Below are 22,426 nucleotides of genomic sequence, written 5' to 3' on the forward strand. Positions count from 1 at the left end.
CATGGCGAAGCCGAAGAAACAAAAGCCTCTGATTTTTGAATGGGATACCGCACCGGATGACGACAGCGGATTCACGGAAATCCGGTTCCCCGGATATCCGTTATACTATCTGAAGTTTTCAAAGGTTCCATTTGAGCAAAGGGTACTCTGGTGGATCGATATCGCAGTTCCTTGCGACCGTGAAATCGGGAGATACGAAAAAGTCATCATGGATTTCGCACGCGACATTCCTTCTGCGCAACGAACGGCAGAGGCCACGTTTTTTCGGCTATTGAAAGCGCCGAAATTCGAAGTTGTGACTTGATGCGTGTTTTGGAAGAGAGTCCAGCAGTCAGTTTCCTGATGCCGGACTCTCTTCCAAGTCTGCCGGATAGCCAGTCCGTCACCTTACTTTCCCTCCTTCTTATGTTTCGGTCGCAACGTCATCCGCATTGCCGGTCCCGCTGCTGTCAACTCCTGCTGTCTTTCGGGTGGCAACAACGACCATGCCCGATCCCGTTCGATTTGCATCCGAAGGGCCAAGTCTCGCGCTCGCTCGGCATCCTGCTGCGCTTCATGGGCTTTCCGCTCAGCTTCACGACGGCGCTTTTCCTCCGCTTTCAGCCGTTCTTGAATCGTCTTCGCGAAAGCCTGTACCCGAGCGAGTTCGTCAGAAAATTCCTGTCGAATTTTCATTGCCAGTCTCGACTCGCCAAGGGCGTCCCACATCGCTCGCAGCTTGCCGGACACGCCGGAGTACCTTTCCGCGCGAGAAACCGCTTCCGTGGCCTCTTCCTGCGCTTTCCGAGCTTGCTTTTCAGCAGCCAGAGCAGCTTGTGCCGCCCTAGCTGCTTCCTGCTGTTCCATGTCGACGGCGGTGCGGATCGCAGCAGCTTCAGATTTCGTTCGTTGGATGAAATCATCACCAGAGGCTTTCACTGCCTTCGCCCGTTCCACGGTCTGTTGCAACGCCTTCGCCTGCACCTGTTCCCGCTTCCACTCGTCCCGGCTCAAACGACGGCGTTGCGGACCGAGGCGCGTCAATCCACATGGCACGGCAACGGCTTCATGGTACGAGTCTTGCCATGTCCTCATTGCCTGCTTGTAAGCCGCATCGGCTCGCTTTGAGAGCGCCTTCGTTTCCTCACCTTCAGCCGGGCCGTGATCCATGATTTCACGCTTTGCGGTGACACCCGGATGGAATTTGAGCGCCGACATCCCCGGTTCGTCGAGTGGCACAACGTAAGCGTGGAGGTGATAATGTGACTCATCTTCGTGGCGGATGACCGATTTTAGATCGCCTGGGTATTGTGAACGAAGCCACGAGATTGTTCGCTTTTCCCACTCTTCCGCTTGCGCTCGTTTAGCCGAATCGGCGCGGATTTCATCCATGGTGAAGGGATGGCTGGCGACGACCGTGTGAAGCGTTTTTTTGTCCTTCGCAAGCTTGCGAACGTGACCGCCTTTGACGTTGATCGTCGCGGTCGCAGCCGCGCTATCGTGCATTGCCTGCACGGCCTCAATGCCGACACCGTATACGACGACGGGCGGCAGCGGATTTGGAACGTGGACGGAGGCTTCCGGCTCGCGGCTCGCTTCCGAAAATATGAAGTTTGTTGACCGGCCTTTGCTGTCGGCTTTCCGGCTGTAGGATTCCAAATGCACGAACTGGTAACCCATACGTCACCCCTGCGGAGGTGGCGACATGGGTTCCCAAACGGGAACGTCAAACTCCAAATAATAGGGGTCTGAACGACTTTTCAGCTCAGCCGTAAGTGCCTCATCAATTTCAGACCAGCCACCCGGCAAACAGCTCGCAAGCTCCCCCTTAAGCTGAAATGACTCGACGGACCATTTTCCGAGCCATTCGATCACGTATCCGTACCGGACGTGCGAATGAAGCACCTGAAAAACGCTCTCAGGCAGGATAAATAAGCCGAGGCGATCTATGCTATCTTTTTCCTCACCAGCGAGATCGATCCATGTTTGAGCGAGTGCAGGATCGTCAGCGCATATCGTTTTGAGCAGGTGCGCGGCGACAGCATAGTGCCTCGTGTCGAGTCCGATGATCCGATCTATTATTTGATGTGTCTGGTATTCCTGCATCGCTTCGCTCCAAAAAATAGGAAAATTATCCTTAAATCTTGGACTCAAAACTTCATCGGCGGAAACAGAAAATAGGACGGAATCGTAATTGGTAGTGACCGACTACCAACTGCAAGCAGCCGTCGGTCCCTCCCGGAGGGGGCCGTCAGCCGGACCCTGCCAGGGGCCTCTTCCGAGGGACGATTTCATCGAGAGCCTGCCGACCGCCCCCATCCATGTCCGGGGATGCCATAACCGCAGACGGCTATGTTGCCATCTGCCTTTGCGCCATGCCTTCGATCATTTCCAGGATCGCAGCCAAGTCGTCATCGAGCGGCGCGGGACGCTCGACCATCGCCAGCACGGTCCCGGCATCGAGACGCGGCTGATCAGGATTGTCGCGAGCGATCCGCTCGATGACATCTCCGATATGCCGCCGTATTCCGGTTTCGTGCCGGTGCTTGCGAACATCGCTCGCGGCCTGTCGCAACAAGCCATCGGCTTTGCACCAGGTCTGTTGCTCTTCCCATCCAGGCTCGGCCACTTGTCTCCAGGTCGCATCTTTGGCGACCAGATCGGATTCTGCCGTGGTTGTCCGGGGACCGTGAAAGGTTGCTGTATCCGGGAGTGCCAGGGATGCACCCACCTTTTTATCTATACAGCTATTTTCACAGCCCCTTCGATTGTTCTTTGCTGTCAGAACAACCTCATCCCACCGGGCAACCACCGTCCGGCGAGAAATCCCGCTGGCGGTGGCGACCGCAGTTTGCGTGATCGACTTGCCTGCCACCTGTAGCTGCTGGAACGCATCTACGAGCCGTTTCAGCGTCGAAACGCCTTTCGCGCTGCCTGCATACCGCCCGCCTGCTTTTTGTCGTTCTTTGACGGTCTCCAGGCCCTCCACGACATGGAGCAACTTGCCACGGTTGACGGCCTTAACATCGAGCTTTTCCGGATCGAAGTGCCCGGCAAGATAATCACTGACCTTGCCCGTCACGTAGCTGACACCTTCCGAGCCAGGTCCTGCCATCTCTGCGAAGTTGGCAAGCGCCTCGTGGAGATGGTCCGCCAGTGCCGCACGGCTACCGCGCATCCGAGCGTCGGCTCCGAAATGCCATTCGGCCAAGAGGCGCTGGCCTTCCGTGCGCAGCGCATCGAACAGCTTGTTCGATGCCGTAAGACCCAACCTCGACTGCACCGCAGCCGCCTTACGGGTCAGCACGGCGCGGCTGATGCGAGTGTCCACATATTCGGCATATTCCGACAGGGTGGGCCAAATATCTGTGTTTGGCGTGCGCGTGCACCAGATCGGCGAGGTCGGGCATTTGAGGCGGCCGGTCAGCGTCGGTGCCCAGGGGTCTGCGCCGATTTCCAACAATGCGGCTACAAGACCACGAGCAACGGAGTCGAACAACTTGACCGGCTCCTTCCGGCATCGCTCATCTTCGCTGCGCCAGACGGCGGAGCCGTAAGGTAATAACCAAATGAAATGCGGTTTTGCGAATGTCCCGTCGTCCATCAAATCGCCCACGATGATATGCGGCAGGCAGGGAATGCGTCCGTCGCTGACTACTTCCCTTAGTGCAGCCTCACAGGCATCGGGACTATTGAAAATGCCATCGCCATCGACGCGGAGCGCAGCCATGAACTCGCGGTTAAGCTCGATATATGGATAGTCCAAGGTCAAAAGTTTCGAACGTGTCTGTACCGCCAGATTTGCCTTGTCGTTCGACGCCCGCGCCCGTCCGCCGCGAGGGACGAGCGACGCGAAATATTTCAGGATGAAGTTGTCTTCGGATCGAAGCCCGAACTCTGTAAAGGGTTCTCTCCATCGCCCCGCGATGTTGTTTCCGAAATGGAGTTTGTAGCCCTCTACCAGTCGCTCACGCACTAGCTCCTTTTGCTCGATGGCCGTGGCTGCAAAATCGTTCGTCTCGTCGTAATCTGACCGCTGCTGACGGCGTTCCTTCGCCTGTCTTTTCTGGCGTCGAGCTTCGGCATAACGGGTTTCGAATCCCATCATCCCGTTTGGAAGGTTCGTGGTCGCCTTCCGCGTGCGATCACCGCATGCAGACGCCACCACGTTTGCGGCTGATGCAAACATGTTGTGATTATCCTGATTGTGATGAAATGGGCCGGAAGCTACTGGCCAAATTTGTTGACGGCTTAGATTGAGAAGTTCGGCGCTACCGGCTGGCTGATATGCCAGCCTGCCGCTCACCTATCCCGAATTTGGGTCTTTACAATCACGTAGCCGTAAGCAATCATGTGAATATCTTCCTAAAAGCCGCCGAGGGTTCCAGCCCGTTAAGGCGGCTTTTTTAATGCTCATGGCAGGCGGAACCGGCGTCAACCGCCGATCCGACTATCGCGGAGAGAAACCGGCTTCGGCGAGCGCATGACGCAGTTCGTGGATCGCATCGACCATCAGCCGCGCCTCGGTTTCAGATGCGGAGAATATTCGCACGCGGTCGAGGAAGGAGCGCTTGCAAAATTGCGCCAGCGCTTCGGCGTGAGTGTCGTCCAGGGTCAAGCTGATAACGTTCATGCTGTGAGCATCCATCATGTCCGACCTCCTCAACCGCGACGAAGGATCGAGGCGGCGACAGCTTCAGCATGCTCGCCCGTCACGTAACTCAGGCGGCCCCATGTCCCTTCGATCTCATCCGCGTATCGGGAGTAGTCGGCAGCGTGGAGGATCGCCTGAATGACGGCCTTTTCGCCCGACGACGCAGGCATGGTCTGAAAGCGCTTGGGCAGTTCATAGTCGGTCTTCTCGCTCAAGACCTGGAACGCTTCGGTAAACTGGTTCCAGCTCACCAACTTCGCGATGGAGAAGCCCGCTTTGCGGCAGATATCCGCAGCGGGACTGGTTTTGAAATTTTGGAATGTAAGCATTTTGATATCCTTATGATGGCAAAGCTTCGCTGGTCTTCCTACGCGGAAGCTTCACAGACTGTGATTGGGGAGAGGATTTGCGACCGGATTTGGGGAAATCCGGTTAGATGGTCTTCACGCCGCTAGCGGCGTGCCCCCGGTCATTCCTTCAATTACGGTCCACGCAATGCAGCGTTCGAGATCGCCCGCCTCCGACAGAGCGTGAGGAGCCCTGAACAGTATCAGGGGCATGTGTGGCATTGCGTGAATTGCCAGCCACGGAACCGATTTCGGCTTCGGGACGGATGTCTTGGAAACCTGTCTGACGACCTCCCACATCGGCGCATCGGCCGTTGTAGTCCATGCCATATAGCAAGAGAAGAGCCACAGCCCCGAATGGTGAAGCGTGAAACCGCAGGAGCCGGGAGCAACCCCCTGAACCATTTTGACGGTCCAGCCAGTATCCCCGATTTCGCCGCCTGCGCTCATGACGTGAGGCTTGAGCTTGTCGATTGCCCAGCGTGGCACTTCCTTGCGGGGACTGTCGTGGAGGTGGCCTGTGAAGAGCGTCAGGTGCGCAATGCTTTCCATTGTCATTCCTTTCATTTTGGCAAAGCTTCGCTGTTGCTTTCCAGGCGGAAGCAAAATTGCCAGATTGTTAATTGAGGCTGAGGTTAGGCCGCGTACAGCCGGAGCATTGAAGCTATTCGACCTCAACGGCGGTCGAAATCCCGGCTTCAGCATAAAGGGATTTGGCAAGCCAGCCATGACCGAAGAAATCGACGATCTCGCTTGTCTTGTCGCAAATATGAGCATCGTATTGGTCGCGCTCACCTGCCCAATTGCTCCGTTCGATGCGCTCGCATACGAATTTGCCGCCTTTCGTACGATACAAGCGGATCAGCGTTCTGCATCCTGGCGAACCAGAAAAATCTGGGTTCGACCTATCTCCGGAACTGGACACTCCGGCGACTCTAAATCCGTGGAATTCGATGTCTGGTGCATCATCACGTTCGACAATAATCGGTGTATATTCAGTGTCACTCATCTTGATGGGTCCTTTCTAAGTTTTGGCAAAGCTTCGCTGATCGTTCCAAGCGGAAGCAAAATTGCCGGATTGTGGGGAGGAGGTATTTTCCGCTTAACGAGCGGGGAGGTACTTTTGAAGTCGATTTCGGATCATAGCGACGTCGTCAGCACTCAGTTCGTTACCGCAATGGCTGTGCATTAGATGGCTGTCCGGGTAGTCAATCAAATCGCCATTGGCATCGAGCCATTCCAGTGTGTCGACAAATCCTGCTCCCGTGGAAAAAGAGAAGAAAATCGCAGGTGTTTCATCGTCGCCTTCCCAGACACCCACATGGACGCTTTTCAGCGCGATTTTGTTTATCGTTTCAGTCATTTTAACCCTTTCTGTTTTCGTTAGCAGCAACTCCTGCTGCAAATAGAAGTCACGGTCAGCTCGTTTTCAAGAGCTACTCATGTTCAACGCTGTCGAATTCCTTTCACTCAGTTTTCGGTTGATGAGAGGGAGAACGAAGGAAGGGCGCAGTTCAGCGCCCTCCGAGAGCTTGCAAAATGCAAGGGAGGGGGATCATCTTCAACGATGATCGAAAGCCTTCGGTGAACCGAAAGCCGAGTCACCATTCGGCGGTCAAGCAACTTGCGGCATGTGTGTCGCAAATCATTTTCAGCGGGAATTGGGAATCCCCCAACCCCGAAGGGCAGGGTAATCCTCTATCCGGCCATTAGCCGCCGAAGCGGGTAATTAGCGGTTCCCGGTCTTGTGCCGCACAACGCCGACCGAGCTTCGTTGTGCGCTTGCAAACACGAAGATAAAGGCACTTTTCAGTATTGCAACTGCATTTCTGAAGGCAACGCGACGGCAATCCTTTGAAAAACAAAATAAATGTCAACACTTGAGAGAAGTGTTGACATTTATTCTTACTGAAACTCAAGAAAAACAACCGTTTGATTCAGGTGTAACCTGCAAATTCTATGCATTCGAATACATTAACCATATGATTTTTCGTTTCAGAAATATTTTAAAAAGAGCCGCTCATTGGCGCGGACCTAGTCCGGAGTAGGGCATTGCGGCCTTTGGCCTTCTTGTCCTGCTCCGGGGCGGTAGGATTGGGTCGCTCCGGTCAGTCAATCGAAATAGACGCGCACCGGGTCACTGGCGTTCCCGCACCACAGCGCATCGATTTCCATTGACTGCCCTCCCGCTCCGCCAGACCCCTCAAAACTTACTAAAATCCGACCAAATCCATTTACGGATACCATCCCACATCCGACATCTTTCCCGTCGCAAGGATTCTCAACGCTCCCCATTTCTGCTATAAATTTCTCAATGAAATCAAATAGAAATGAGGATTTTCCATGAAAACCACGATTACGAAAATCAGGCGTTTAACGGTTAATATTGAGGTTGTTGAGTTCTGCCAGACGGACGCGCGAGGCGGCATCCTTTGCTATGTCGCCGCGATCTACGTTCAGATGCATGGAAACGCGGAAAAGACACTGGTTCGCAAGTCGCGACTGCCCGGAGCGGCTCAAGCTCTAAAGAGAGAAATCCAGAGAGGGACTGAGAGCTTTTGCTCGGTACGGGCAGTCCTTTGACCTACTACGCAACGCTGCGCTCAAATAACGTCATTCGGCCATTCCTCTAAATCATCTGACTGCTCAGAATCGGAGAAGTCCTCAGGATGGTCTCCTGTTCCTAGCGAATACCTCTCGACAGCTCTTTTGAACCTTTCGTGCCTTTCAAACTTCTCATTTTCCAGCCGAAGGTGCCAAGGCAAGCCCCCAACTCGCAAATTTTGAATGAAAGTCCTAGCGTCCGCTATCCGCTGTCGAGCGACAGGTGAAATCGGTGGGATAGGCCTTTGGTGGGCCTTCCAGGCATTTTCAAATGCGTGGAACACCGCACTTGTCCAAGATTCTATAGCGATCATCTTCAGTTCCAGGAACTGAGACTGGTTATAAACTTGCTGCGTTACAGGTGCTGAAAATTGTTTGTCGTCTATAGTTCCGACGCTCGCATGATCTAATATCGCGGATATCGCATCACCTCTCACTGTGCGCTCTGTGCAGGTGGTTACAACGGTCCGCCTCACATCATGGGGTGAGAAGTAAGGAATACCTTCGAGCATATCTTTGCCTGGAGTACCGTGCTTTGTGTCGGCAGGCCGCCCTCGCAATCTTTGCAACAATTGCACCGGCGCAGTGCGGTTAAGTGGCGCGTCGCTTTGCATCCGCAATTTTGAAACTGGAAATACAAATTTCGAGTCCTTCCGACCCGAGGCTATTGCGGCTTCCAACAATGCAACCACGCGCGGAGGTATTGGAAGAGAAAACGGTCGTCGGCTTTTCATGACGTTCGCCGGAAAGTACACGACCCGCCACCCTTGAGGCCCATTTGGCCAAGGAAAAATATGCGCTCGTTCTAATGATAAGGCAGCCCCTGCCCGCTGCCCTGAGAGTACTATCCACCAAAGCCCAAATAGAACGATATCGGAAGTTCTGCGTTGCTGTGATCTTCCCGGCATAGTGCGGACTGCCTCGGCAACGATCATTGTCTCCATAAGTTCAGGAAGTGACGGGTGGCGAGTTCGGGCGGTTGGAATTGTCTCCTGGCGCGGCTTGAGATCGCTCCACCACGTAGATGCGTCTTCTAGTCCTGAAGCTCGGATATCGGTCTTCTTTGCGTAAGACAAAGCGGCCTTGGCATAAGCGACAAATTGTCGGCTTGCAGTGTGCTTCCCGGAGTCGGCCAATACGTTTCTGACCTCTTCCAGATCACCGCGCTTTAATTCGGAAAGGAGGGCACTCTGCAAGGATGCAGCCTCTGGCAATGTCAAATAGCGCCGTGCTTCATTCGCAGTAAATTTCGAGGGTTCCTTCTTTACGCCTCTAACCGTCCTCGGGTTGGAAAGATAGCCGTCCACATACCGCCTTGTCAGCTCACCCCAATTCCACTTCCCTTGCTGCAAGGCCATTTGCCTTTTCATCAGGATAGCAGCGCCAACGTCGTCTTCACCGGCCAGCTTGCCTCTTATGTATGACGTAGCGTCCAAACCCGCTTTAAGTAGCGCTACGACTTTCGTTGTCATTTCCCTAACAACGTCGCAGTCTTGTAGCTCAGTGATGGTGCCGAGAGTTCTGGTTTTCCCGTTCCACTTCGCAATCCAGGCAGCCGAACCACCCTGGACGCGAAGTTTGAGGTTCCTATTTGTCAAATCGGAATAAATCAGCGGATCAGAGGTACTATACGAATTGGAAGCTGCGGCTCGTCTCGCCTCCTCGATGTGCTTCTTTCCAATTCTAACTCTCGTCGTCGGCATTGCGTCCTCCACTGGCCACCTCGACGTCTTAGACCAAGCTCAGACCAATTTCAACGTTCGAAATAACACCATAAAGAGCTACCGCAGATACATTTTACGATCATAAAATTTGAATAAATATCTGAATTAATATGATAATATCGACGTAATAGTTCTTTTCAGAAAGTGACTCAGAAAAAGAAACTCAGATTCCTAATCTGGGGGTCACGCGTTCGAATCGCGTCGAGATCACCATTTTCTTCTTTTTGAAATGACCACCGCGGCCTTTCCGCCGACGCCCCGTCACGCTATCCTTCATCCATGACGCGGGTGATGGTGATCGGCAATGCAGGCGGCGGGAAGTCGACGATGTGCGGGGCCTTGAGCGCGGCACACGCGCTCCCTTATTACGCAATCGACAAGATCCAGTGGAAGCCGAATTGGGTTCAGGCGTCCCAGTCTGAATTTACCGCCTTCCACGAGGCCTGGCTTTCGCAAGAGCGCTGGTTGATCGATGGTTATGGGTCGTGGGACTCCGTTCAGCGCCGCATGGATATGGCCGATACGATCGTTTTCGTCGATCACCCGATCTGGGTTCACTACTGGTGGGCCAGCAAGCGCCAGATAAAATCACTCTTCCTCGGCCGTCCGGACGGGCCAGAGGGATGCCCGATGTTTCCGGTGACCATTCGTCTCTTCAAAATGATGTGGTCGCTGCATCGAGACATGCGGCCAAAGCTGCTTGGCGCCATCGAAGCGCATCGCGGGCGCGCCCGGATCATCCACATTCGATCGCCAAAGCAGCTTGCAGCGTTTGCCGCCAATCCAAGGTAGGCGGCAAACGAGCTTGGAAAGACTAGGCCAGAGCCTCCTCCGCGGCAAACACCAACTCCAATTCCATCTGAACCGCACGCATGAACAGACCGGCCTGATGACCGATCTCGTCTTCGGCAACGCCCTGCTCCCTGAGACCGGCTGCAAACACAGCCATTTCCGACCGCCAAAAGCGATTTGCCGCCTCTCCATGCAATTGCTGCAGGGCTTCGGCACACCGTCTTACGTCAGCGGTGCGCCTGTCGGCCGGGAACTGTAGAAGCGTCATACCATCTCCGTCATTGCGGTTCGAATCACATAGCAATGCCGGTACCATCGCCGCCAGTTCTTCATAAAACGTGAACCATCTCATAAGATTACGCTCAAACGGCCGACAGGGATGCGTGTGCAAACCGGCACATGGGCGCATTCGCTGGCCCCGTGGGCTGCCCGCTGCGTACCGATCGGCTTTTGCATATTGCTCTTGCAATTCGGCGCGCGAGTTCGAATTGCTATTTCCATCGTCCGAACGTGATCGGCATTGACGAGTCGGCTAGGGATAGACATGGCGAAGCAGCAAACGACCCCGCGCTCCATCATCCTGATTGAACCAAGCCTGCTGAACTTGTCCGGCTTCGAGGACGCCTTGACAAAGGGATGGTCACCCGATCCCAGGCGCCAGCAGGACAAGGCCCATGTCGAAGCCGAGCTGGTGGCGCTCAGACATGACAGGGCGGGTTTCCTGGCCCGCCTCACATCCGGCGAGATCATTGCCACATCAGTGCCCGACCGGGAACCCCAGCGTCTGGTCCTCCGGCCATTCTGGATCTGGGATGGAGAATTCTGCGGCTACATCACACTTCGCCATCTGCCCGGAACGAGCCTCTTGCCGCTTCATCTACCGGGCCATGTGGGCTACTCGATCGTCCCGTGGAAACAGGGCAGAGGCTACGCCACGCAAGCACTTCAGCTCTTGCTGCCAATTGCGGCGCTGGCCGGCTTTGAAAGGATAAGCATCATCTGCAACGAAGATAACCTTGCCTCGAGTCGGGTCATCGAGAAAGCAGGCGGCCTGCTCCACCACGCCGGTGCCGATCCATCGGACGCCCCGGATACGATCAAGCTGTTCTTTTGGTTGGCAACCACAGTCAGGGACGGCGCATAGCCATCGCTGAAAGCCGACAAATACTCTTTTTAGAGCTGCGGGTTTCGCCAACCCTGCACACCGTCAACCGATATAACCGGTCGTCCATCGACGATGCCGATGACGGCGGCCCGCTCCATTTCCAGGTGCCATCCCGCGGACAGCATGCTTTCCATAAGCCTGCCTTCAATCGCCCGCGAGTGAGTGCCAATCACGACATAGCGCACGTATTTTTGCAAATCATCCATGGAGGATTTGACAAAATCCGCTTCACCGCCCTGGATATCAATATGCAGAAGGTCGACGGGGCGGCCATCCGCGATTTCAGAAATCGGGAATGTATCGAGCACCGCGTAGCCACCGGTCTTTTCCGCTTCGGCGATCTGAGCCGCGGAAGCATCCAGGACTGGTTCAGATCCCCACGTTGCGCCGGAATTTTCGACGATTGGAAAGAGCGCCTTGCCATTTCGGGCGGCTGCAATGCCGTGAATGACGCGATATTCCTTATCGGAAAAGTCATTGTCTTTCATCGCCTGATGAGCAAACTCGACATGACCCAGATCGCCTTCCACGCCGATCATCTCCACCGAGAGACCAGCATTACGGGCTGCGGTGCCTGTGTTGATCAGCCAGCATCCCCATCCGCATCCCAACTCGATTACGCGGAACGTATTGCGCGCCAGATCGACGGCTCGCAGCGCCGCGGCCCATTCGGCAATATCGGCATGCCAGTTTGCCGGAATCGGAATGCCCTCAACCGTTCCAGCGGCATTGTCCAGAATGCCCGGAAAGAAACGTGGATCGATCTTCACGCCAAGGAAGTTCGTAAGGTGGGTTGACAACGGGGCAAGATCATTGCGGGCATGCCTCCTCATAACCTCTATGGCGTCGAAAGTGCTTTCATAATTGAGGAATGGATTTTTGCCGACAACGCCCGCTGCGATCTTATTTCGCAGCATGTCTCGCTCCGCCAGAAGATCAGTCCTGTCGTCCCATAATTGCTTGATTTGCGGAACTTTGAGCGCCAGAGACTTAAACATAACCACTCCCCCAATCAACGGAACAACTTCCGCTTTCATTTTCCTTTCTAGCAATCTTCAGACATATTACGCAATGAAAATACATATTTCTTCAGACACGGTGCGGATCGCCCAGCCACGGTGACACCCCCAGATCTTCCATGAAGAGGCGGCTAAAACCCGTGCAACGGCCACGCATATGTCTATGAAAGGACGTTTGGCGGCAACTGCCGCAATCTCAGGCAGCAAGCCTCCTGCCACCTGACAGAGCCAATTACTCGTCAATATTCAGCGGTTTGCCACTATCTTGCCACTGCCTTTCATCAGACACTGGCAAGATGCAACCGGCTAAAGATACCGGCAGCATATTCTCATTCTCGGGTCACACCTGCGAATCGCAGCGTCACCACCGCACACTTCACCCGACCAGGATCCTGTTTCTCACCAGCCTCACCCCGGGCATCGCCTCCGCCACCGCGCTTGCGCGCTTCACCTCGTCCGGCGTCGCCACCGTTCCGGCGAGGCGGATTTCCTGGCCGACGGCGGTGACCGTGACGTCGGAGGCGTCAAGGCCGCCGGCGGAGGCGAGCGCATTGGCGACCTCGCATTCCAGCGCGGAACGCATCGCGTTTTCGCTTTCGATCGTCGGTGCGATGCCGTGAAATGTAGCCACCTTGAAAACCATTCCCTGCCTGTCTCCTGCCGTTTCGCCGACATGAAACGTGGCACTCGGCAATTGGTTCACCGGATGCCTGTAAATTATCATTAAAATCAGTAATCTCCGGCGCGATGGGCCAGGGATGGGCGTTCGCCGCCATGGCTGCGGACTTGCCGCTCCGCGCGATCCCCTGTAGAGCCATGGACGACGACAGCAAGATGCGGATACCTGAATGACAACCGGGAGCAAGGCGAAACGCCGCCTGACGATATTGGGTTCGACCGGCTCGATCGGCCAGAACACGCTCGACGTCATTGCCCAATTGGGCGGACGCGACGCCTTCGAGATCGCCGCGATCACCGGGCACGACAATATCGATCTTCTGGCAAGCCAGGCGAAAGCCTGTGGCGCAGCACTTGCCGTCACCGCCAATGAAGATCGCTACCAGGCATTGAAGGAAGCCCTCGCCGGCACAGGCATTGCCGTGGCCGCCGGCCGGAACGCGCTGATCGAGGCCGCCTCCATTCCCTCCGACTGGGTGATGGCGGCAATCGTCGGCACCGCGGGCCTGGCACCGACGCTGGAGGCCGCCCGCCGGGGCGCCGATATCGCGCTAGCCAACAAGGAATGCCTGGTTTCCGCCGGCGATCTCTTCGTGCGCGCCGTCTCGGAAGGCGGCGGACGGCTGATCCCCGTCGACAGCGAACACAGCGCTATTTTCCAGGCGCTGGAAGACGACCAGCAGCATGCGGTCGAACGCATCATCCTCACGGCCTCGGGCGGCCCTTTCCGCACATGGTCGCGCGAGCAGATGGCCAATGTCACGCCGGCAACCGCACGCGCCCATCCGAATTGGTCCATGGGCTTCAAGATCTCCATCGGCAGCGCCTCGATGTTCAACAAGGCGCTGGAGATGATCGAAGCCAAGCACCTGTTCAACGTCCGTCCGGACCAGATCGAGGTCGTGGTCCATCCGCAATCCGTCATCCATTCCATGGTCGGCTATACCGACGGCTCAGTACTGGCGCAGCTCGGTTGTCCGGACATGCGAACGGCCATCGGCTATGCCCTGACCTATCCATCCCGCACGAAGCTCGACGTCGAGCGGCTGGACTTCACCAAGCTGGCGCGGCTGGATTTCGAGGCGCCGGATGAAGTTCGCTTCCCGGCGCTGCGTCTGGCGCGCACCGCCATGGAGCGCGGCGGGCTGCAGGGCGCGATCATGAATGCAGCCGAGGAAATCGCCTTCCACGCCTTCGTGGATGGCCGCATCGGCTTCCTGGAAATGGCCGATATCGCCGAAGCCGTCATGGACCAGATGATCGCCACCGGCGCCGCCGAAACCATGGATGCGGTCTTTGCCGCCGATGAGGAGGCGCGCCGGCGCGCCGGCGTCCTTGTGGCGCAAAAAGAAAAGGCCGCGTAAACAGCGGCCGTTTCCCATTGAATGTAAGCAATGACTTACGCCACAGCCCTTGCCAGCGCGCAACGCGACCAGAGTGCATGCAGCGCTCCGACCAGATGCTCGATATCGGCGTCCGAATGCAGCGGCGTCGGCGTGATGCGCAGGCGCTCGGTCTTCTTCGGCACGGTCGGATAGTTGATCGGCTGGACATAGACGCCATTGTCGAGCAGGAGATCGGAGATCCACTTGCACTTGGTGGCGTCGCCGACGAGAACCGGCACGACATGGCTCGGGTTCGGCATATGCGGAATGCCGGCAGCGTCGAGCTGGGCGCGCAGCCGGCGGACACGGTCCTGATGACGGGCGCGTTCGAACTGGCTGACCTTCAGATGCTGGATCGAAGCGACAGCGCCGGCGGCAAGCGATGGCGGCAGCGACGTCGTGAAGATGAAGCCGGACGAGAAGGAGCGGATATAATCGCACAATGCCGTCGATGCGGCGATATAGCCGCCCATGACGCCAAAGGCCTTGCCGAGCGTGCCTTCGATGACCGTCAGCCGGTCCATCAGCCCTTCGCGCTCGGCAATGCCGCCGCCGCGCGGGCCGTACATGCCGACGGCATGCACTTCGTCGAGATAGGTCATGGCGCCGTATTTGTCGGCGAGGTCGCAGATTTCCTTGATCGGGGCGATGTCGCCATCCATCGAATAGACGCTCTCGAAAGCGATCAGCTTCGGCGCCTTCGGATCAGCGGCCTTGAGCTTGGCTTCGAGATCATGCAGGTCGTTATGCTTCCAGATGACCTTGGCGCATTTCGCGTGGCGGATGCCCTCGATCATCGACGCATGGTTCAGCGCGTCGGAGAAGACGATCAGGTCGGGAATGCGCGCGCCGAGCGTGCCAAGCGTCGCCCAGTTGGAGATATAGCCGGAGGTGAAGATCAGAGCGGCTTCCTTGCCGTGCAAATCGGCGAGCTCCTGCTCGAGCATGACATGATAGTGGTTGGTGCCAGAAATATTCCGGGTGCCTCCCGCACCCGCGCCACAGTGATCGATGGCCTCTTTCATCGCCTCGATCACTTTTGGATGCTGACCCATGCCGAGATAGTCGTTGGAGCACCAGACCGTCACTTCCTGCGGTCCGTTGGGCGTATGCCGGGTCGCGCGCGGAAAACTGCCGCGGTGACGTTCCAGATCGGCGAACACGCGGTAGCGGCCTTCCTTGTGCAGCCCGTCCAGCTCACCCTTAAAGAATGCTTCGAAATCCATCATCTGCTCCAGAACCATGCAACCGTTTTTCCTGAAAGCCGGTTCGCACGTCAACCCCTCAACATTGCTTTCACGCCCCACTGCGGCAAATGGCCCTTAATTTTGAACAATTCTAGACAAGAATAGACAATCACGGGGAATTGACAATTACAACCATGCCCGGCGCTAGGACGAACCGGAGGGCGACCGAACCGCCACTCCGGCATTTTCCGCAGCGATCTATGCCGCCGCCACCGCGCGCTTGGCCATGACCTTGACCAGGTTGGCGCGGTATTCGGCCGTGGCATGCAGGTCGGACATCAACGCCGAGGAATCGACGGTTGCATTGGCAACCGCATCCGGCGCCCAGTTCGCCGCCAGCGCCTGTTCCATGCCGGCATGGCGGAATACGCCGTCGGCCCCCGCGCCGGTAACAGCAACCCGAACGCCGCCCGCGCCCCTGGCGACGAAGACACCGGTCATGGCGTAGCGCGAGGCCGGATTGGGGAACTTGGCATAGCCCGCCTTCTCCGGCGCCTCGAAGGTGATGGCGGTGATCAGCTCGCCGTCTTCCAGCGCCGTCTCGAACAGGCCGGTGAAGTAGTCATCGGCCGCAATCTGGCGCTTGTCGGTGACGATGGTGGCGTTGAGCGCCAGCATGGCCGAGGGATAGTCCGCCGCCGGATCATTGTTGGCGACCGAACCGCCAATCGTGCCCATATGGCGGACATGCGGATCCCCGATCATGCCAGCGAGATCGCAGAGCGCCGGACAAACGGCACGGATCGCTGCCGAAGAGGCGACCTCCGCATGCGTCGTCGCCGCCCCGATCGTCACCCTGCGGCCATCGACGCGGATGCCCTTCAGCGACGGAATGTGCCGGAGATCGACGAGATCGCTCGGCGAGGCCAGCCGCTGTTTCATGGTGGCGATCAGCGTCATGCCGCCGGAGACATATTTACCCTCATCGGCGCCCGACAGAAGCTTGACGGCTTCGTCGACCGAGGAGGCGCGGTGATAGTTGGTTGCATACATGGCTTTCTCCTCCTCTTCTCAGGCCACGGCCCGGGCGGCTTCCCATACCTTCAGCGGTGTGGCCGGCATGGTAAGCGCGTTGTTACCGATCGCATCGGTGATGGCATTGATGACCGCCGGCGGCGAACCGATAGCACCCGCCTCACCACAGCCCTTCAAGCCCAGAGGATTGCTCGGGCTTGGCGTGCACTGGTGCGAAATATCGAAGGACGGCAGGTCGTCGGCGCGCGGCATGGTGTAGTCCATGAAGCTCGCCGTCAGCAGCTGGCCGTTCTCATCGTAATGGACACCTTCGAGCAGCGCCTGGCCGATCCCCTGCGCGATGCCGCCATGCACCTGGCCCTCGACGATCATCGGATTGATGATATTGCCGAAATCGTCGGCGGCGACGAACTGGATGATCTCGGTCTTGCCGGTTTCCGGATCGACCTCGACTTCGCAGATGTAGCAGCCGGCCGGAAAGGTGAAGTTGGCCGGATCGTAGAAGGCGGTTTCCTTCAGGCCCGGCTCCATGCCGGAGGGCAGGTTGTGCGCGGTATAGGCGGCCAGAGCCACCTGGAACCAGGGCAGCGACTTGTCGGTGCCCGCGACCTTCACCTCACCGTTCTCGATGACGATATCGCTTTCATCGGCCTCCATCAGATGGGCCGCGATCTTCTTCGCCTTGGCCTCCACCTTGTCGAGCGCCTTGACCACGGCGGACATGCCGACGGCGCCGGAGCGGGAGCCATAGGTGCCCATGCCCATCTGCACCTTGTCGGTGTCGCCATGGACAATGGAGATGCTGTCGAGCGGCACGCCGAGCCGATCGGCGACGAGCTGCGCGAAAGTGGTCTCATGTCCCTGGCCGTGGCTATGCGAGCCAGTCAGCACTTCGATGGTTCCGACCGCGTTAACGCGGACCTCGGCCGATTCCCAAAGGCCGACGCCGGCTCCGAGCGAGCCGACCGCCTGGGACGGCGCGATGCCACAGGCTTCGATATAGCAGCTCATACCAATGCCGCGCTTCATGCCGCGTGCCGCCGCCTCCGCCTTGCGGGCCGGAAAGCCGTTCCAATCGGCCTGCTGCATGGCGGCGTTCAGCGACGCCTCGTAGTCGCCGGCGTCATAATTCATGATCACCGGCGTCTGATAGGGGAAGGTGCGGATAAAATTGGCGCGCCGCAACTCCGCCGGCGAAATACCAAGCTCGCGCGCCGCCGTTTCCATGGTGCGTTCCAGGAGATAGGTCGCTTCCGGACGCCCGGCGCCGCGATAGGCGTCGACCGGCACCGTATTGGTATAGACGGTGCGGACATTGGCGTGGATCGCCGGGATCGCATATTGTCCGGACAGCAGCGTCGCATAGAGATAGGTGGGCACCGCCGAGGAAAACAGCGACATATAGGCGCCAAGATTGGCAATGGTGTCGACCTTCAGCCCGATGATCCGGTGTTCGGCATCGAAGGCCATCTTCACCGTGGAGACATGGTCGCGACCATGGGCATCGGTGAGGAAAGCCTCGGTGCGGTCGGCCGTCCATTTGACCGGAACGCCGGTTTTCTTCGAGGCCCAGAGACAGACGATCTCCTCCGGATAAATATAGATCTTCGAGCCGAAGCCGCCGCCGACATCGGGCGCGATCACCCGCAGCTTGTTTTCCGGCGCGACATTGTAGAAGGCGCTCATCACCAGCCGCGCCACATGCGGGTTCTGGCTGGTGGTGTAGCAGGTATAGTGGTCCTCGGCGGAATCGTAGATGCCAAGCGTGGCGCGCGGCTCCATCGCGTTCGGCGACAGCCGGTTGTTGTGGATCTCGATCTCGGTGACATGCGCCGCAGCGGCAATCGCACTGTCGGTCGCGGCGCTATCCCCGAGTTCCCAGTCGAAGATCAGGTTGCCTGCCGCCTCGGGGTGAATCTGCGGCGCATCGGGCTTCAGCGCCTCGACCGCCTCGACGACGGCGGGAAGCTCGTCGTAATCCACCACCACGGCCTCCGCCGCGTCGCGGGCCTCGCCGAGACTATCGGCAACCACGATCGCCACGGCGTCACCGACATAACGCACGGTATCGACCGCCAGCGGCCGCCATGCGCCCATCTTCATCGGTGAGCCATCCTTGGAATGGATCATCCAGCCGCAGATCAAATTGCCGATGCCATCGGCAAGCAATTGCTTACCGTCCAGCACTCCGATGACGCCCGGCATGGCCAGCGCCGCAGACGTGTCGAGGCCGGTAATCTTCGCATGTGCATGCGGGCTGCGAACAAAATAGGCGTATTTCATGCCCGGCGTCACCATGTCGTCGGTGTAGCGCCCCTTGCCCGTCAGAAATCGTTTGTCTTCCTTGCGCGTGACGCGCGCACCAATGCCTTCAACGCCCATGATATCCTCCCATTGGGGTTCCGGGCCTGGCAATCCGCCAAGATAACAGCCATTGGCGTTCGCCAGACAGTCTCGGTGAAATCTTACTCGGCCGCCTGCTGGGCGGCGTGCATTTCGGCATTGGCGGCAAGGACCGCCTGGACGATATTGTGATAGCCGGTGCAACGACAGATATTGCCTTCGAGCTCGGCCCGCACCGTCTTTTCATCGAGTGCGCCGCCGTGACGATTGATCATGTCGACGGCCGTCATCACCATGCCGGGCGTACAGAAGCCGCATTGCAGCCCATGATGTTCCTTGAAGGCGGCCTGAACCGGATGCAGCTCACCATTGGCGGCCAGGCCCTCGATGGTCGTGATCGTCGAGCCGGACGCCTGCACGGCGAGGATCGAACAGCTCTTGACCGATTTTCCGTCCATGTGAACCACACAGGCGCCGCACTGGCTGGTGTCACAGCCGACATGGGTTCCCGTCAGGCCAAGCTTTTCCCGGATGAAATGGACAAGCAGCGTGCGCTCCTCGCACTCGCCGCCGACCGTCCGGCCGTTCACCGTCAAAGTCACCTTCGCCATATTTTCCTCCATGCCTCTCCTCCAGAGGCAATTGCCATCATTTGACTTTTTTGAAGTACGATCAACCTCTACTTTAGAAGAGGCGTGGATTTTCCCTCACGCAAATTATTCCGTTTATCTATTGTAGATTCACCTATTTTAGCATTAAAGAAAATAAAGATACCCAATGGACAATCATATTTTACGCGATATTTCTTCGTAGCTGCAGGACTGTAAGGACAGCCCATCGTGGTGGAGCTGAAGAATGGGACGACGTTGGCCGGGGGTCCGGCTTAACTAACGTTGGAGAGAGTGAATGAAGAAAGTTCTTATGCTCGCATTGGTCGGCTTGTCGATCGCAAGCTGCACCCCGACTGAACAAGGCGCCGGCATCGGCGCGGCATCCGGCGCCATCATCGGCGGCGCGGTGACCGGCAACGTCCGCGGCGCAGCCGTCGGCGCCGCGATCGGCGGCGTTTCCGGCGCTGTCATCGGCAGCGTCTCCGAACAGCCCGGTCAGTGCTACTACCGCGACCGCTACGGCCGTCGTTACATCGATAATTGCCCACGCGGCGGCTACCGTGACGATGGTGGCTATCGAGGCGGTTACGGTGGCTACAACAGCGGCTATTGATCGACCGCAGATCGAGATACCGAAGCCCCGGATCCTGGATCCGGGGCTTTTTCTTGTCGATCGCCGGCAAAATGCGATCCCGATTTCAATGCCGGGTCGAAAGTACGGAACGCGGAAATAACGGCCGCAACCCGCCCTGCGCAAATCGCCGCGATGGCCCTGAATCCCACGCGAAAAGCGCGGATTCCCCATTTTCCCAGCCGCATTTTACGAATTTTCGAGTCTAAAAAAGGTACACGCGGGACGCTTTTGTCTCTATGGTGCCCCCGCGTTAACCCGGGGGAAACACCAAACTGAGTAAGTTCTCATATAACCGTAAAGCGGCGTATGCGTAAAAGAACTGGCCCGAGAAAGAGTATTGCGTATCGGCGAGCAGGCACCGTAATGGCGGTTGCGGCAACACTTGCGCTCGCCCCGCTCTGTGCCAAAAACGCCTTTGCTTTCAAACTGTTCGGCATGACCCTCTGGGGTGAGGACGAGACGACGGACCAAGTTTCCGATCCCGTCCGCTACACGGTCGATCTGAAGACCGACAATCTCGACAAGGACCTCAAGAAATCCCTGGCCGACACGTCGATGCTGGTTGCCGACAAGAAGAAACCGGTTTCCGGCGACCTCGGCGTCGTCATCAAGGCGCGCGACGATCGCGACCGGCTGATCGCCAGCCTCTATGAAAAAGCCCGTTACGGCGCTGTGGTTACCATCACAGTCAACGGCACCAATCTGGACGCACTGTCGCCGAACCCGACCTTCAGCCGCTCGAAGCCCGTTGACGTCACCATCAGTGTCGATCCCGGCCCGCTCTTCAAGCTCGGCAAGGTCAATCTGCTGGGCGACGCGGCCGACCGCAACGTCGTGCAATACGGGCTCATCCCCGGCGGTGACGCCGGCTCGCTGACCATCATCAAGGCGGGCGACAAGATCGTCGCCGACCTCAAGAATGAGGGCCACCCGCTCGCCAAACTGGAGAGGCGCGATGTCGTCGCCGATCACGCCACCCGCACGGTCGAGGTGACCTTGAAGGTCGACAGCGGTCCGATCGCACCCTTCGGCAATGTCGGCGTTACCGGCCAGAAGTCGGTCGATCCGGATTTCATCAAGCGCTATGCCCGCATCAACGAGGGCAGGCCCTATTCGCCGGACGAACTCAAGAAAGCCTCCGACCGGCTGCGCAAGCTCGGCGTCTTTTCCAGCGTCACCATCCGCGAGGCCGAGAAGCTGGCGCCGGACGGCAGCATCCCGATGACCATTGAGGTGTCGGAAGGCAAGCAGCGCTATTTCGGCGTCGGCGCGCAATATTCCACCATCGACGGCATCGGCCTGCAAGGCTATTGGGGCCACCGCAACCTGACAGGCCGGGCGGACTCGCTGCGCATCGAGGGATCCGTCTCCCGCCTCGGCGAAACCACCGATGTCGGCCAGCTCGACTATAGCGCCGGGATTACCTACGTCCGGCCCGCGACCCTCTATCCCTCGGCAACCTTCACCACCGGCCTGAAGATGCAAAGCCTGCATCCGGACGCCTACGATGCCGATACCGCCACCGTGAGCGCCGGTCTTGCCTACGAGCTGTCCGATCAGGACACCGTCTCCGCCGGCGGCGAAGTGTCCTATGAGCAGGACAGCACCGATGCCTATGGCGACCAAAACTATCTGACAGTGGCGATCCCGCTCGAATATGTCAGGGACACGCGCGACAACAAGCTGGATCCGACCGAGGGCTACCGCGCCTCGATCAGCGCCAAGCCAAGCTATGAAGCCATGGGCGGCTCGGTGTTCAGCTCCTTCGAGGGCTCGATCTCCGGCTATCAGGGCGTCGGCGCCAGCAACAACGTCGTCTTCGCCGGCAAGCTTGCCCTCGGCTCGCTGCTTGGAGCCAACAGTATCGAGGACATTCCGGCGACACGGCGCTTCTATGCCGGTGGTGGCGGTTCGGTGCGCGGCTACGCCTATCAGGAAATCACGCCCTACAACTCCAACGGCGATGCGCTCGGCGGCCGTTCCTATGGCACCGCCTCTTTCGAAGCCCGCATCAAGATCACCGACACGATCGGCATCGTACCTTTCGTCGACATGGGCAGCGTCACCGACAGCAGTTTTCCCGACTTTTCCGATCTTCGCATTGGCGCGGGCGTCGGTGTGCGCTACGCTACGCCTTTCGGCCCCATCAGGCTCGATGTCGCCGTTCCCCTGAAGAAATATCCTGATGGCACGGCATATGGCATCTATGCCGGCATCGGCCAATCCTTCTGACCAGCCGTACGATCGGAGACGGTTCAGCACGCGGTTA

At 57.8% G+C, this 22,426-nt stretch carries 22 protein-coding genes; 6 read left to right on the plus strand and 16 right to left on the minus strand.

Translation table 11 applies throughout. From position 1 onward, the window contains the following. The first annotated feature begins 1 nt into the window (after position 1). Positions 2-304 carry a hypothetical protein gene (locus tag AC1RO0_RS19630; RefSeq protein WP_498594486.1) on the plus strand — a complete coding sequence of 101 codons (303 nt, stop codon included), beginning with the start codon at positions 2-4 and terminating at the stop codon, positions 302-304. A gap of 83 nt (positions 305-387) precedes the next feature. On the opposite strand, the gene AC1RO0_RS19635 is transcribed toward AC1RO0_RS19630, so the two are convergent. From AC1RO0_RS19635 to AC1RO0_RS19675, 9 genes are all read right to left on the minus strand, one after another. After that, complete coding sequence (locus AC1RO0_RS19635; protein WP_498594487.1) at positions 388-1,659, minus strand: plasmid recombination protein; 1,272 nt, start codon at positions 1,657-1,659, stop codon at positions 388-390. Between the two features lie 3 nt (positions 1,660-1,662). After that, positions 1,663-2,085 (minus strand): hypothetical protein, encoded by a 423-nt coding sequence (locus AC1RO0_RS19640; RefSeq protein WP_498594488.1) that lies wholly within the window; start codon positions 2,083-2,085, stop codon positions 1,663-1,665. 244 nt (positions 2,086-2,329) lie between these two features. Continuing rightward, positions 2,330-4,168, minus strand: a complete 1,839-nt coding sequence (locus AC1RO0_RS19645; protein WP_498594489.1) for a hypothetical protein — start codon at positions 4,166-4,168, stop codon at positions 2,330-2,332. A 261-nt stretch (positions 4,169-4,429) separates the two neighbouring features. Beyond that, the gene (locus tag AC1RO0_RS19650) at positions 4,430-4,630 is read right to left on the minus strand and encodes a DUF7706 family protein (protein WP_498594490.1); all 201 of its coding nucleotides are present in this window, start codon (positions 4,628-4,630) and stop codon (positions 4,430-4,432) included. Between the two features lie 11 nt (positions 4,631-4,641). Then, positions 4,642-4,962 carry a hypothetical protein gene (locus AC1RO0_RS19655; protein WP_498594491.1) on the minus strand — a complete coding sequence of 107 codons (321 nt, stop codon included), beginning with the start codon at positions 4,960-4,962 and terminating at the stop codon, positions 4,642-4,644. Between the two features lie 114 nt (positions 4,963-5,076). Next, on the minus strand, positions 5,077-5,532 hold the full coding sequence (locus AC1RO0_RS19660; RefSeq protein WP_498594492.1) for a hypothetical protein: 456 nt from the start codon (positions 5,530-5,532) through the stop codon (positions 5,077-5,079). Positions 5,533-5,644: 112 nt separating this feature from the next. Continuing rightward, a complete protein-coding gene (locus tag AC1RO0_RS19665; protein ID WP_498594493.1) occupies positions 5,645-5,989 on the minus strand; it encodes a hypothetical protein in 345 nt (114 codons plus the stop codon). A 93-nt stretch (positions 5,990-6,082) separates the two neighbouring features. Then, on the minus strand, positions 6,083-6,343 hold the full coding sequence (locus AC1RO0_RS19670; protein WP_498594494.1) for a hypothetical protein: 261 nt from the start codon (positions 6,341-6,343) through the stop codon (positions 6,083-6,085). A gap of 1,240 nt (positions 6,344-7,583) precedes the next feature. Beyond that, complete coding sequence (locus AC1RO0_RS19675) at positions 7,584-9,287, minus strand: tyrosine-type recombinase/integrase (RefSeq protein ID WP_498594495.1); 1,704 nt, start codon at positions 9,285-9,287, stop codon at positions 7,584-7,586. Between the two features lie 300 nt (positions 9,288-9,587). On the opposite strand from AC1RO0_RS19675, the gene AC1RO0_RS19680 reads away from it, so the two are divergent. Continuing rightward, positions 9,588-10,100, plus strand: coding sequence for a P-loop NTPase family protein (locus tag AC1RO0_RS19680; protein WP_498594496.1), 513 nt, complete (start codon positions 9,588-9,590; stop codon positions 10,098-10,100). 22 nt (positions 10,101-10,122) lie between these two features. Here AC1RO0_RS19680 and AC1RO0_RS19685 read toward each other — a convergent pair whose 3' ends face one another. Further along, the gene (locus AC1RO0_RS19685; RefSeq protein ID WP_498594497.1) at positions 10,123-10,368 is read right to left on the minus strand and encodes a DUF6074 family protein; all 246 of its coding nucleotides are present in this window, start codon (positions 10,366-10,368) and stop codon (positions 10,123-10,125) included. Between the two features lie 276 nt (positions 10,369-10,644). On the opposite strand from AC1RO0_RS19685, the gene AC1RO0_RS19690 reads away from it, so the two are divergent. Next, positions 10,645-11,244, plus strand: coding sequence for a GNAT family N-acetyltransferase (locus AC1RO0_RS19690; protein ID WP_498594498.1), 600 nt, complete (start codon positions 10,645-10,647; stop codon positions 11,242-11,244). A gap of 29 nt (positions 11,245-11,273) precedes the next feature. On the opposite strand, the gene AC1RO0_RS19695 is transcribed toward AC1RO0_RS19690, so the two are convergent. Together AC1RO0_RS19695 and AC1RO0_RS19700 are read right to left on the minus strand one after the other, a co-directional pair. Beyond that, positions 11,274-12,302, minus strand: coding sequence for an FkbM family methyltransferase (locus tag AC1RO0_RS19695; RefSeq protein ID WP_498594499.1), 1,029 nt, complete (start codon positions 12,300-12,302; stop codon positions 11,274-11,276). Between the two features lie 358 nt (positions 12,303-12,660). Beyond that, positions 12,661-12,927 carry a BON domain-containing protein gene (locus tag AC1RO0_RS19700; RefSeq protein WP_498594500.1) on the minus strand — a complete coding sequence of 89 codons (267 nt, stop codon included), beginning with the start codon at positions 12,925-12,927 and terminating at the stop codon, positions 12,661-12,663. Between the two features lie 205 nt (positions 12,928-13,132). Here AC1RO0_RS19700 and dxr point away from each other — a divergent pair, with 205 nt between their 5' ends. Then, positions 13,133-14,326: a 1-deoxy-D-xylulose-5-phosphate reductoisomerase gene (gene dxr / locus AC1RO0_RS19705; protein WP_498594501.1), complete on the plus strand. Its 1,194-nt coding sequence runs from the start codon at positions 13,133-13,135 to the stop codon at positions 14,324-14,326. 35 nt (positions 14,327-14,361) lie between these two features. Here the strand turns inward: dxr and hemA are convergent, their stop codons facing one another. The 4 genes from hemA to AC1RO0_RS19725 all read right to left on the minus strand — a co-directional run bounded on the left by hemA (position 14,362) and on the right by AC1RO0_RS19725 (position 19,523). Then, positions 14,362-15,573 carry a 5-aminolevulinate synthase gene (gene hemA, locus AC1RO0_RS19710; protein ID WP_498594725.1) on the minus strand — a complete coding sequence of 404 codons (1,212 nt, stop codon included), beginning with the start codon at positions 15,571-15,573 and terminating at the stop codon, positions 14,362-14,364. A 219-nt stretch (positions 15,574-15,792) separates the two neighbouring features. Further along, complete coding sequence (locus AC1RO0_RS19715; protein WP_498594502.1) at positions 15,793-16,587, minus strand: FAD binding domain-containing protein; 795 nt, start codon at positions 16,585-16,587, stop codon at positions 15,793-15,795. A gap of 18 nt (positions 16,588-16,605) precedes the next feature. Then, a complete protein-coding gene (locus AC1RO0_RS19720) occupies positions 16,606-18,951 on the minus strand; it encodes a xanthine dehydrogenase family protein molybdopterin-binding subunit (RefSeq protein ID WP_498594503.1) in 2,346 nt (781 codons plus the stop codon). 83 nt (positions 18,952-19,034) lie between these two features. Beyond that, a complete protein-coding gene (locus tag AC1RO0_RS19725; RefSeq protein ID WP_498594504.1) occupies positions 19,035-19,523 on the minus strand; it encodes a (2Fe-2S)-binding protein in 489 nt (162 codons plus the stop codon). Positions 19,524-19,818: 295 nt separating this feature from the next. Here AC1RO0_RS19725 and AC1RO0_RS19730 point away from each other — a divergent pair, with 295 nt between their 5' ends. Beyond that, positions 19,819-20,136 (plus strand): YMGG-like glycine zipper-containing protein, encoded by a 318-nt coding sequence (locus AC1RO0_RS19730; RefSeq protein ID WP_368510683.1) that lies wholly within the window; start codon positions 19,819-19,821, stop codon positions 20,134-20,136. Positions 20,137-20,463: 327 nt separating this feature from the next. Then, on the plus strand, positions 20,464-22,389 hold the full coding sequence (locus AC1RO0_RS19735; protein WP_498594505.1) for an autotransporter assembly complex protein TamA: 1,926 nt from the start codon (positions 20,464-20,466) through the stop codon (positions 22,387-22,389). Positions 22,390-22,426: the final 37 nt, after the last annotated feature.

This window comes from Rhizobium sp. GW821-FHT14E12, from assembly GCF_058803745.1.